A 12,006-nucleotide genomic window follows, 5' to 3' on the forward strand; every position below is an offset into this window, starting at 1 on the left:
CCAATACGGATTCTGCTTTTCGGTCTTTTGCGAAACTAATCAGAGATAAGGTCATGTGGATGGTAAATATTGGGACCCTAGCAGGATTGCTTCTTATTATCTATACGCCGCTGAATCACTTATTGAAGCTCGCGCCGTTGTCCTGGAAACAGCTTATCCTGGCTGCCGCTTTGGCCGTCGTATCTGTTGGCTGGTATGAGGTTGTCAAAGGGTTTAAACGCTGGAAAAGAACATAATATTCAATGAATGCTCATCAATAGTTCATCAAACTGTCACATGGGTCATTTAATATAAAACAGAAATCGATGACAGAAGACAGGAGTGTTCATTGGCAACATGAAAAAATCCCTATTCAAACCCTACCGTTGGGCAGCCGTCTTAGCTGTTTTACTGACATTTTCTTTTGTTTTTGTTCTGTTGGACACCTTTGTAATTCCAAAGAACGTGACTGAAGTCAAGCAGCGTGAGGCTACCGAACAGCAAAATACAGCCTCTGAGAAGCAAAGTGCAGCAGAGGATCCGCCCGAGTCCGGGTCAGAGACTGAAGCTGCAGTTACCGATCATTCTTATCAGGATAAAAATATCAAAATAACGATTGACACAGTGCAAGCGTATGACACAACCTTTTATGTCGCCGATATCCGGCTCAGCAATGCGTCTTACCTGAAAACAGCGCTGGCCGAAAACAGCTTTGGGCGCAATCTCAAGGAAACAACCTCGGATATGGCCGAAGAACATCAGGCAATCTTTGCGATCAATGGCGACTACTATGGATTTAGAAATAACGGTTATGTTTTACGCAATGGTGTCTTGTACAGGGATACGGCCCGTCAGGCTGGAAACGATGAAGCCTTGGTGATTGACGGCCACGGGGATTTCTCAATTATTAATGAAAATGCGGTCAGTGCCGATTCCCTGACAAATCCCTGGCAGGTACTTTCATTTGGACCGACCCTGATCGAAAATGGAGAAATCGTGGTAGACAGTACCACTGAGGTATCCCAGTCCAAAAACAGCAATCCGAGGACCGCGATCGGTCAGGTCTCCGGTCTGCATTACATCGTAATTGTCGCTGACGGCCGGACGGAAGAGAGCGCAGGACTTTCCTTGCTGGAGCTTGCGCAGGAGTTTGCCGAAAGAGGATGTACGGTCGCGTATAATTTGGATGGAGGAGGCTCTTCGACCATGTACTTTAATGGAGAAATCGTCAATCATCCGACCGATGGCAGGAGTTCTCAGCAGAGAGAGGTGAGCGACATTGTCTATATCGGTAATGAATAGTACGGAAGGATCACGGCAGATCCGTAAAACAGTAATTGTCTATCTGATACTCACAGCGGTATCCATCGCTGTGGCGAATATCTATGCACAGTTCGGTCATGGGGTTCGTTCGGCGGCAATGACCCTGATGTTTCTGTATCCGCTTCTGGGCGGCGCATTGTTCTACTTTACGCTGGGGCTGATCGTTTCCCGGATCAGCGACCGGAGAAACTACCGTTTGTTCTACAATATCTATAATTCCGGCATTGCGGTATTAACCGTGGGCAGTCTGCTGAAGGGGATACTCGATATTGCCGGGACTGCATCCGGCTACGTTCAGCTGTTCCAAGTGGCCGGCTGGGCCGGAACGGCAGCAGGATTGGGGTACTTGATTGCAATGGTATTTAAAAGCAGGAAGCTATCCTAAATTTTAGGCAGAGCTATCTCAAGTTTTAGGCAAAACGATATTGACAGTAGAGGTTGTTTTCAAATATACTAATTCTTGATTTATCAAAGAATACTGCGCATCGATCAGGCCGATACACACGACACTTGATTTAGGTGTATAAGGCTGGGCCGGTATACTGGCAGCAGGAGACAAACCCTGTGGGACTATATTTCCAACAATTATAGTTCCACAGTTTTTTTATATAAGAAGGGATTCCTCAATTATTTGCCTTGTCTTACAAGAAATCTGCTCGTCATTATATTGTAATTTTAGGGTTAACAAGGTATTAGGTAATTTTAAGAAATTGATATTTTTGGTGATTTTGGGAGGAAGAAAAGCTGTGGCTGACAGAAGAGTCAAGTTTGCATTGTTATCCATTATTTCGAATACTGCGCTGATCATATTTAAGGTCATAGCAGGCATTTTGAGCGGTTCCGTCAGTATTATTTCCGAGGCGATCCACTCAAGTATGGACCTTGCCGCATCGATTGTCGCCTTTTTCTCGGTGAGACAGTCAACGAAGCCGGCGGATAAGGATCATCCCTACGGACATGGAAAGATCGAAAATATTTCGGGCCTTGTCGAAGGGCTTCTAATTTTTGTTGCAGCGGCACTGATTATTATTGAAGCTATTAAGAAAATATTTGAGCCTTCGGAGATTGAACAGGCGGCTGTTGCCATCGGGGTGATGCTGGTATCGGCGCTTGTCAATCTGGTTGTATCAAAAAAATTATATCAGGTGGGCAAAGAAGAGGGATCGATGGCCCTGGAAGCAGATGCGCTTCACCTGAAAACCGATGTTTATACGTCGTTAGGCGTCGGCGTTGGAATCCTGCTGATTAAACTTACCGGACTTGCCATACTGGACTCCGTTGTCGCGGTCATTGTGGCTTTGTTGATCATCAAAGAAGCGTTTCACTTATGCAAAACAGCCTTTAACTTTCTTCTCGACTCGAAGCTCTCTGATGAAGAAGAAGCTGAGATTGAAAAGATTATTTCTGAGCACAGTCATCAATTCAGAGATTATCACAAGCTTAAAACAAGAAAATCAGGAAATATGAAACACATCGATTTTCACATTACGATCGATCACAACGTTACCGTCAAAGAAGCGCATGATATTATTGGAACCCTGAAAAAGGACATGAGTGACAAGTTGAAAAATACCCGCGTGAATATCCATCTTGACCCTTATCAAGATCAGAAAGATAAAGAGATAGACGAATAAAAATATGCGTAAAACTGCCACAAGACAGCATGATAAATCCGTTATGAGAACTTTTTTGTGACAATGGACAGATGAAACAGAATTACAATAGTATAGGATACCTAGTATAAGGCCGGTTCGATCTGAACCGGCTTTTAATTGTTGTTTGTTGAATGTTTTCATCATTTTGTCACATTGCCTACACCTCATGGTCACAAACCTGTTGTACAATCACAAAAAAAGATTCCTGGAAAGGATGAAGATTAATGGGCCCTAAGCCCCCCAAGAAAAAAATAGTTTCCATTGGCATGATTGCTATATTGTGCATATTCCTTTTAACGTTAACAGCTTGTTCTTCACAGAATACAGCGGAATCGGACAGCTCCGGCGTCGCCGGGGACAGTACTGAGGACCGTATCTCCGTTGATTATGACGACGAAGATACCAATGCACAATGGGATGATACCCAGGCCTCGCATATTACTTTTTCAGGGGACTCCATGAAGACAGAGGGAAACGGAGTTAGCGTTGTCGATAATGTTGTAACCATTCTATCTGCAGGTACGTATGTTATCAGCGGTGCAATTGCCGACGCTCAGATTATCGTCTACACTGAGGACAAGAATACCGTCAGACTGATCCTGAATGGTGTCGATATGACCTGTTCAACCAGTGCACCTATTTATGTGCTGAAATCTGAGAAGACTGTCATTACCCTGGCAGACGGTACGAAAAATACGCTGAAGGACGGCTCATCCTACACTTACTCGGATCCTAAAGCAGAGGAACCGGATGCAGTGATCTTCAGTAAAAGTGACCTGACGATTAATGGCAGCGGATCATTAAATGTCAAAGCCAACTTCAAAAATGGCATAACGAGCAAAGATGAACTCAGAATCGTGAGCGGCAACATTTCCGTGGATGCTGTGAATAACGGGATCATTGGCCGTGACTTTCTTACCGTTAAAGATGGCAATATCACGGTGAACGCCGGAGATGACGGGTTCAAATCTTCTAATGATGCGGATGCTGCTAAAGGCTTTATTCTGATTGAAGCAGGAACAATTAATATTACAGCCGGTGATGACGGGATGCATTCTGATGCAACGCTGGATATTTACGCCGGAGAGGTTACGATTGCGAAATCTTATGAAGGAATTGAAAGTGCTGTGATCAATATCCATGGCGGGGATGTGAACGTGAAGTCAAGCGACGATGGTATCAACGGTGCAGGAGGTACAGATTCTTCCTCAGTGAATGGCCGGCCGGGTCAAAATGATTTTGCGTCTTCGGGTGACTGCAGTATGAGCATCAATGGTGGTACCATCGTTGTTGATTCAGGCGGTGATGGGATTGATATCAACGGATCGGTCACCATGACCGATGGAAAGATCATTGTCAACGGACCAACGGACAACGGTAACGGTGCTCTGGATTATACCGGATCATTCACCGTAACCGGCGGGTTCCTGGTAGCGGCAGGCAGCGCAGGCATGGCAGAGGCTCCGGATACGAATTCATCCCTCTATGCTTTGAACATTAACCTGCCGTCTGATCAGCAGGCCGGTACGATCATCAGGATCGAAAATGCAGATGGTAAAGAAGTGCTTACTTTCGCGCCGACCAAAATGTTCCGGAACCTGGTCGTATGTTCATCGGAATTAACCAAAGGCACAACCTATAAGATTTATTATGGAGGAAGTTCATCAGGCACATCGGTAAACGGTCTCTATTCAGGGGGAACCTATACGCCTGGAACACGCTACGAAGAGGTTGCGATTTCCGAGAAGGTTACGCGTGTCGGTTCCTATAGCGGAGGAATGGGCGGCAGAGCCTTCAAACGATAGGAAGGTTACAGATTAGCTGATAGCGTAGATAGAATATTGAACCGAAGATCACCAGAAGCAAGAAACCTCCCGATTGCAGGGGGGTTCTTGTGTAAGCAAAGTCTATTATGAGTCAATATTGAATACAACGATCAGTAGCATTTTGAATTTCGCGGCAGCAAATATTGCGTGCGGGATAGCTGCAGGCATGACGATGGTCTGGCCTTTTTCCAGCACATAGTCCTGAGATCCGATCGTGATCCGGGCGCTGCCATCAAGGATGTAGACCATCGCATCTCCGCCAGAGGAGTGGGAGCTGATCTCTTCTCCCAGATCAAACGCAAAAAGTGTCAGACTTAAGGCTTTGCTCTGGGCCAGCGTTCTGCTGACGACCTGACCGTTCTGGTAATCTACCAAAGAAGCCATATCCAGAACTTTACCAAAATCAATGTTTTTAAGAAAATGTTTTTCCATAAGGATCACTTCCTTTCTTTATTCACATATTCTTAAGCTTTACCCTGTATCTTATATTGTATCTGAAGTATTCCTTTGTCAAATGGGCTGGAATTATGTATTATTAGGATTATAGAATTTTATCCCCTTGATGTGGCGACCTCTCAAAAGTTAAGAGAACAAATTACCCGAAAGGAAGTAAAGCATGGATTTTGATATTGTTCAAACCCTTTATATGTTACCCGGAATCATTATTGGTCTTACCTTTCATGAGTTTGCCCACGCCCAGACCGCAGTGTGGTTGGGTGATGATACGCCCAGACTGCAGGGCAGGACGTCGCTTAACCCGTTGGTTCATATTGACATTATTGGATTTCTGATGCTGGTCATCGCCCATTTTGGCTGGGCTAAGCCTGTTCAGGTTGACACCAGCAATTTTAAAAACAGAAAAAGAGATGACATTCTGGTATCCCTGGCCGGACCGGTGATGAACTTGTTGCTTGCAGTATGTTTCGTGATCCTGATATGGGCCATCAGTTATATTCCGGAAAGCATCCTCGATAGCAATACTTTAAATATTCTTCAAAGTATCTTTGTTAATGCGGTCTGGATGAATGTCGTCTTGTTTGTCTTTAACCTTCTGCCAATCCCGCCGCTCGACGGTTCCCATGTTGTCTTTGGTTTGCTCGGTTTGAAAGACAGCAGTCTGTACAGCCAAATTTATCAGATGAGTACGTTTATCTTACTGATTTTGATTATTACAAATGTGATCAATATCGTGATCGGGCCGCCGATTGAGTATGTCTATAAGTTTCTAATCAGTCCTTTGCTTTGATACAGATTGTTCTTTTTAGAGCTTTTAGGGTAGCATTTCTCAGATAATAGCGCTATAATAAACCATGTGCATGCCATTGTGGGTTTGTAGCTCAGCCGGTTAGAGCACCGTGTTCACATCGCGGGGGTCGTAGGTTCGAATCCTATCAAACCCACCATTTTAAAGTTATTCTAAATACCATAAACTTACTTGAGAGATATTAGGGATTGGGAAAGTTACCAAAATATATTTAAAATGCCTAAGACTCCGATCCATTTATACTTATAACAAAGGAGATACTTTCTAATGGATAAACTTGATATTATCCTAGAAAAATTATCATCCATTGATAATAGAATCAATTCTATTGATGATAAACTGGAAGCAATGGAAAAGAAAAACCAAACAGAACACAAAGAAATTCACCGGAAACTTGATACATTGATTTCAGCAACGGCGAAAAATACTGAGGATATTACAGAACTAAAGGCTTTATAAATAGCTCTTTAGTTTTTTTTGCCTCAAAAAACTCTGAGAGGCATAAGCGCAACTTTTGGGTTGGTAGGTCATCCCGAATATGCCGTACAGCAAAACCGGGATATATAGCGGGCATTCAGTTTGCCGGGTTATCCTTTTTAATATCTAAATTCGTTCTAATCGCGGGCGGATATTCTTGCAGCGTCTTAACCATGTTGGCCGCAATCTCCAAGGCCTTTTTCCGGTTGACTTCTTTTCGCACCGTGTCTACTCTGCTTTGGGCAACGAGTATTTTTAGTAGTTCATTATAGGCGCTGAGCATGTTGTCACGGTGCAGGGCAAATTGTTCGTCGTATTTTGCGCTTTCGGCGTAAGTTCCGGTGGTTGGCTGCACGGTCTGAGGCTGTATTTTTCTCAGCTTTCTGGATACTCTTACGATCGGGACCAGTTCCACGCTTTGTTTCTTTTCTTGAACAGCCTCCTTAAGTTCCCGTTTGCTCATATTTTCAACATCATGACAGGCCATAAATTCCTCCCGCTCTTCCGTCGGAATCCCCAGAAGGATGACCGCCTGGGAAAAACTAAGATTCGAATCCGGATTCGAATCTGGCAAGTCTCCGCCGGGGGAGGCGGGTCTAGGCCCGAATTCCTTGCAGATCCGCATCAGGTGCTCGGCTGTCCGCTGGGAATAGCTGACCTCTTCTTTCAGCCACTTTCCCCACTCCCCATAGGGAACCGCTGCCTTGGCCTCCGTCAGGCAGGTGCCGATTTGAACGCAGTTCTGGAGCATGATTTTGTCGGTCCGGCTTTTAATTAAGTTAATCTCGGCCGCGATTTGCGCCGGTGTCCGGGTAGATAATTCAACATTCATTCTGGTTTCACTCTCTTAACCGATGATATTTTACAGATAACGCTATAAAATATTCCGGTCCCCAGACAAGTGTGAGGGTTTCAGCCCCGATCTGGCGGGATTAGCGTGTTTTATCCCTCCTTTTGCCCTTGAATTAATTGATCAGTTTGTATAGTATTCCATATGTAGGGTTCCAAGCTTCCTGCGTGCCAAAAATAAAAAAGGGGCTGAAGAAAATGGATCTTAGAGAGCGGTTAATCGAAGCCTTCACCAAATTGGGATTTGACGAATACAGAGAAATTAAAGTTGATAACATTGTTTTTTCACAGGATGTATTCAATCAGTGCGCCAGAAATACCTGCGGCAATTTTGGCAAGAACCATGCTTGCCCGCCCGGAGCAGGGACGGAGGAGGAAAGGAAAGCCAGGGTCCGGAAATATGATCAGGCTTTTATTCTCTGTAAAATCATCTCGATCCTCTCCGGAGATGATATGATGGAGTCGATGGGGATTCTGGGCAATTTGAACAAAGCGCTGCGGAAAGAATTTGCTGCGGAAGATGTTCTGATTTTGGGGGCAGGTCCCTGTACATTGTGTGAGAAATGCTCGGCTCTTGACGGAGAACCCTGCCGCTTCCCGGACAAAAAGCAATATTCGATGGAAGGCAACGGGATTGATGTCGTCCGGATGTCCATGGACCAGAAGATGACGTATAACGCAGGAATGGGAAAAGTCGGCTTTTTTTCGCTTGTACTTTATAACCATTAAGGAAGATAGTTGCCCTCAATAGCAGTTAATTGTTTTTTGGGGCGTTAACAAAGTAATTATGAATTTAAAGGATACTGGGATTTCCTTTATTTTATTTGGGATGCTATAATATCCGGAGAAATATCTATCAGAGATAATGATGGAAGATGTTGCAACCATTTTCAAATTGGAAAATGCTTAAAAGGTGGTATTGAGATGTTGGAACTGATAAATGTCGGCCTGACGTTAGACGATGACAAGGGAACAGATGTAGAAATCCTTGAGAACATCAGTCTCACCCTGGATAAGAAAAAGATTTACGTCATGACAGGTCCGAACGGGGGAGGAAAATCCTCGATCGCCAAAGTGATTATGGGTATTTACCAGCCTACGGCAGGAAAAATACTTTTGGATGGTACCGATATTACCGGTATGGGAATTACGGAAAGAGCACGGCTGGGTATCGGCTATGCGTTTCAGTCACCGCCCCGTTTCAAAGGAATGAAAGTCCGCGATATTTTGAAGCTGGCTGCCGGTCCGGATAAAGAGGTGAATTCCTGTGATTTGCTTTATGATGTGGGTTTATGTGCGCAGGATTATTTGGATAGGGAAATTAATGCGAGCTTTTCGGGCGGGGAATTAAAGAGAGTTGAAATTGCCAGTATTTTGGCGCGCAACCTGAAAGTGGCTGTCTTTGATGAACCGGAAGCAGGGATTGACCTGTGGAGCTTCCAGAAGCTGACCGAGACGTTCCAAAATTTAAATAAAAAGTATGACACGACGATCGTGATTATCTCTCACCAGGAGAGGATTCTCCGTCTGGCCGACCAGGTTGTTTTAGTGTCCGACGGAAAAATCAGCGAAGTGACCACCAAGGCTAAAATTCTGGGTGAAATCGAGCTGCTGGATTCCAACTGCGAATGCAGAAACAACTGTACCATTGTAGGAGGAAAAGCACAATGTTGAATGCGATCGATAAAAAAATCTTAGCTGAAGTCGCTGATTTGCATGAAATCCCGCATGGAGCCTATAATATCCGTAAAAATGGCGAGAAAGCGGGACGAAATACGACTGCAAACATTGATATTATTACCAAGCAGGACAAGCCCGGCATTGATATCATTGTGAAACCCGGAACCAAAGGAGAAAGCGTGCATATTCCGGTTATTCTGTCTGAAGGGATGGATGACCTCGTTTACAATACATTTGAAATCGGCGCCGACTCGGACGTTCTGATTGTAGCCGGCTGCGGTATTCATAACCCGGGAAGCAAGAAAGCCCAGCATGACGGCGTTCACGAATTTTTTGTCCGCAAGGGTGCCAAGATGAAGTATGTAGAAAAACACTACGGCGAAGGCGATGGCAGCGGGGAAAGGATTTTGAATCCGAAGACGATTATTGAAGTCGAAGAGGGCGGTGTGGCTGAGCTGGAAATGGTTCAGATTAGAGGCGTCGACCAGACCAAAAGGGATACGGAAGTGCGCCTGCACAAGAACGCGCGTTTGATTGTCATGGAAAGACTGCTGACTACCACCAACCAGAATGCCGAATCCAATATTACAGTTGAGCTGACAGGAGAAGATGCTGCCGCCCAGATCATTTCGCGTTCCGTGGCGCAGGATCATTCCACCCAAGTTTTTCATTTGAATATGCGCGGCTATGCCCAATGCCGCGGACATATTCAATGTGATTCGATTATTATGGATCAAGCGAAAGTTTCTTCCATTCCGGAGATTTCGGCCTTCCATTCGGATGCGCAGCTGATCCATGAGGCGGCTATCGGCAGGATTGCAAACGATCAGCTGATCAAGCTGATGACGCTTGGTCTCACGGAAAAAGAGGCTGAAGATATGATTCTGCAAGGTTTTTTGGCCTAATATCAATGATAGGGTTATCTGATATAATATTAGGGTTAAGTAATCTATTAATAGGGCAATTTGAAGTTTTTCATTAATAGATAAATTTGATCGGAGATGGGAAAATGCGCAAACTTTCTTGCTAAACGTGAAGTTAAAAGAGCGTTCCAGAGTAAGCAGCAAGTACTGCTGGCTTTGTGACGCCCACGGATGGGCTAATGCCGCGGTGCCAAGGATGTCAAGGAGCGGTAAGCCCGCAAAGCAAGAAAGTTACAATTTTTTAAGCAATCAAAATTAAACCAACAGCATTTGGAATGTGCATTATATTGACATTTTTTCTGCACATCAACTGCGTTCAAGGATATTTTGGGGCTGCAAGAATAAACTTTCTTGCAGCCTTATTATTTTTAACAGTGAGGTGATCGTGATGGCGTTGATTAACATCGACCATTTAACGTTTTGCTATGACGGCAGTTATGACAATATCTTTGAAAATGTATCTTTTCAGATTGATACGGACTGGAAGCTTGGGTTCACAGGCCGAAACGGGCGCGGTAAAACGACCTTTTTGCAGCTGCTGTGCGGGAAATACGAGTATCGTGGGACAATTGACTCCCCCGTGTCTTTTGATTATTTTCCTTTTCAGGTTACCGATCCCAGTCAAAATGTCATTGAGGTAGTGGCGGGTATCTGTCCTGATTTTGAACATTGGGAACTTCAGAAAGAATTGTCATTGCTCGAAGTTGCAGAGGATGTCATGGAGCGGCCTTTTGCAGCCTTAAGCCAGGGGGAGCAGACCAAGGTTTTGCTTGCGGCACTGTTTATTAAACCCAACAACTTTCTTTTGATCGATGAACCGACCAACCATCTGGACATAGAGGGCAGGCGCGTTGTCGGGAAATATCTGAACAGGAAAACCGGCTTCATCCTGGTTTCGCATGACAGGGTTTTTCTGGACCGTTGTATCGACCATATCCTGACCATCAATAAAACCAATATTGAACTTCAAAAAGGTAATTTTTCAAAGTGGTGGATCAATAAAGAGAGAACGGATTCGTTTGAGACAGCGGAGAATGACAGGCTGCAGAAAGAGATCAAACAATTATCGGCAGCAGCCAGGCGGACGGCCGGCTGGTCGGATAAAATTGAGAAAACCAAGAAGGGAACACTGAACTCCGGCATCAAGCCGGATAAAGGCTATATCGGCCACCAGGCGGCAAAAATGATGAAACGGTCCAAAGTGATCGAAACTCGGCTGCAAAAGAACATCCAGACGAAAGAAAAACTTTTAAAAAATATTGAGCTGGCCGACAGCCTGAGTATGAAACCCCTTTCACACCCGAAAAATACACTCGTGGAATTGTCTGACCTGGCAATCTATTATGCGGACAGGAATGTCTGCGAGAATGTCCATTTTACCGTAGAGAGAGGAGAGCGCGTGGCCTTAAGCGGCCGCAACGGGTGCGGTAAATCCAGTGTTTTAAAGCTGCTGACTGGAGAAGAGCTGACTTACAGCGGCAAACTAAGTATCGGAAGCAATCTAAAAATCTCCTATATTTCGCAGGACACCGCTTACTTGCAGGGCAGCCTGCACAGTTTTGCCGAGCAGTACCAGATCGAGGAAAGCCGTTTTCTGACCATTCTGCACAAGCTCGATTTATCAGGCGTTCAGTTCGAAAAAGATATGCGTATGTTCAGCGCAGGGCAGAAGAAAAAGGTGCTCCTGGCCAAAAGTCTCTGCGAGCAGGCCCATCTGTATATCTGGGATGAACCACTGAACTATATTGACGTTCTGTCCCGGATGCAGATTGAGGACCTCATTGTAAGATGCCGGCCGACCTTGCTGTTTGTGGAGCATGACAGTGCGTTTGTGCAATCAGTGGCAACAAAATATATCAGGCTTTGATCGGTTGCCCTCGAACAAAATTTTCAGGGTCCTGAAGCACCGCGGATTTTCTGTTGACAAATGAGGTCTATTGGAATAGACTTACAAGTAGGGTCTATTGAGATAAACCTTCGGAGGTATCATGGAAAGCTATAAATTATTTGATGCGGAGTATAAATTTGTC

At 44.8% G+C, this 12,006-nt stretch carries 13 protein-coding genes, 1 tRNA gene and 1 riboswitch; of the genes, 12 read left to right on the forward strand and 2 right to left on the reverse strand.

The window, feature by feature from the left end:
- From A7D23_RS11535 to A7D23_RS11555, 5 genes are all read left to right on the forward strand, one after another.
- On the forward strand, window positions 1-236 hold a 236-nt coding region (locus A7D23_RS11535; RefSeq protein WP_141690673.1), incomplete at its 5' end, for a cation transporting ATPase C-terminal domain-containing protein.
- Between the two features lie 100 nt (window positions 237-336).
- Window positions 337-1,281 carry a phosphodiester glycosidase family protein gene (locus A7D23_RS11540; protein ID WP_019225475.1) on the forward strand — a complete coding sequence of 315 codons (945 nt, stop codon included), beginning with the start codon at window positions 337-339 and terminating at the stop codon, window positions 1,279-1,281.
- Window positions 1,259-1,687: a hypothetical protein gene (locus A7D23_RS11545; protein WP_242871521.1), complete on the forward strand. Its 429-nt coding sequence runs from the start codon at window positions 1,259-1,261 to the stop codon at window positions 1,685-1,687. Before A7D23_RS11540 ends, A7D23_RS11545 begins: the two co-directional genes overlap by 23 nt.
- Window positions 1,688-1,777: 90 nt before the next feature.
- A riboswitch (NiCo riboswitch) is annotated at window positions 1,778-1,877 on the forward strand.
- A gap of 171 nt (window positions 1,878-2,048) precedes the next feature.
- The gene (locus A7D23_RS11550; protein WP_019225477.1) at window positions 2,049-2,936 is read left to right on the forward strand and encodes a cation diffusion facilitator family transporter; all 888 of its coding nucleotides are present in this window, start codon (window positions 2,049-2,051) and stop codon (window positions 2,934-2,936) included.
- A 245-nt stretch (window positions 2,937-3,181) separates the two neighbouring features.
- Window positions 3,182-4,762, forward strand: a complete 1,581-nt coding sequence (locus A7D23_RS11555) for a carbohydrate-binding domain-containing protein (RefSeq protein ID WP_019225478.1) — start codon at window positions 3,182-3,184, stop codon at window positions 4,760-4,762.
- 105 nt (window positions 4,763-4,867) lie between these two features.
- On the opposite strand, the gene A7D23_RS11560 is transcribed toward A7D23_RS11555, so the two are convergent.
- Window positions 4,868-5,215 (reverse strand): cupin domain-containing protein, encoded by a 348-nt coding sequence (locus A7D23_RS11560; RefSeq protein WP_019225479.1) that lies wholly within the window; start codon window positions 5,213-5,215, stop codon window positions 4,868-4,870.
- Between the two features lie 184 nt (window positions 5,216-5,399).
- On the opposite strand from A7D23_RS11560, the gene A7D23_RS11565 reads away from it, so the two are divergent.
- The 3 genes from A7D23_RS11565 to A7D23_RS11575 all read left to right on the forward strand — a co-directional run bounded on the left by A7D23_RS11565 (window position 5,400) and on the right by A7D23_RS11575 (window position 6,506).
- Entirely contained in the window at window positions 5,400-6,029 is a 630-nt protein-coding gene (locus A7D23_RS11565) for a site-2 protease family protein (RefSeq protein WP_019225480.1), read from the forward strand.
- Between the two features lie 80 nt (window positions 6,030-6,109).
- Window positions 6,110-6,186: transfer RNA gene (locus A7D23_RS11570), tRNA-Val, on the forward strand.
- Window positions 6,187-6,314: 128 nt separating this feature from the next.
- Window positions 6,315-6,506 carry a hypothetical protein gene (locus A7D23_RS11575; RefSeq protein ID WP_019225481.1) on the forward strand — a complete coding sequence of 64 codons (192 nt, stop codon included), beginning with the start codon at window positions 6,315-6,317 and terminating at the stop codon, window positions 6,504-6,506.
- A gap of 115 nt (window positions 6,507-6,621) precedes the next feature.
- Here the strand turns inward: A7D23_RS11575 and A7D23_RS11580 are convergent, their stop codons facing one another.
- Window positions 6,622-7,356, reverse strand: a complete 735-nt coding sequence (locus tag A7D23_RS11580; protein ID WP_019225482.1) for a DUF3102 domain-containing protein — start codon at window positions 7,354-7,356, stop codon at window positions 6,622-6,624.
- Between the two features lie 215 nt (window positions 7,357-7,571).
- Between A7D23_RS11580 and A7D23_RS11585 the strand changes: the two genes are divergently transcribed.
- The 4 genes from A7D23_RS11585 (at window position 7,572) to abc-f (ending at window position 11,843) form a co-directional block, all read left to right on the forward strand.
- Complete coding sequence (locus A7D23_RS11585; protein WP_019225483.1) at window positions 7,572-8,102, forward strand: DUF2284 domain-containing protein; 531 nt, start codon at window positions 7,572-7,574, stop codon at window positions 8,100-8,102.
- A gap of 195 nt (window positions 8,103-8,297) precedes the next feature.
- Window positions 8,298-9,047 carry an ATP-binding cassette domain-containing protein gene (locus A7D23_RS11590; protein WP_019225484.1) on the forward strand — a complete coding sequence of 250 codons (750 nt, stop codon included), beginning with the start codon at window positions 8,298-8,300 and terminating at the stop codon, window positions 9,045-9,047.
- Complete coding sequence (locus tag A7D23_RS11595; protein WP_019225485.1) at window positions 9,041-9,958, forward strand: SufD family Fe-S cluster assembly protein; 918 nt, start codon at window positions 9,041-9,043, stop codon at window positions 9,956-9,958. The genes A7D23_RS11590 and A7D23_RS11595 overlap by 7 nt, the downstream gene beginning before the upstream one ends.
- A gap of 406 nt (window positions 9,959-10,364) precedes the next feature.
- Complete coding sequence (abc-f, locus tag A7D23_RS11600; RefSeq protein WP_025205355.1) at window positions 10,365-11,843, forward strand: ribosomal protection-like ABC-F family protein; 1,479 nt, start codon at window positions 10,365-10,367, stop codon at window positions 11,841-11,843.
- The last annotated feature ends 163 nt before the right edge of the window (window positions 11,844-12,006 follow it).

It is taken from the genome of Dehalobacter sp. TeCB1, from assembly GCF_001707455.1.
GTDB lineage: Bacteria > Bacillota > Desulfitobacteriia > Desulfitobacteriales > Syntrophobotulaceae > Dehalobacter > Dehalobacter restrictus.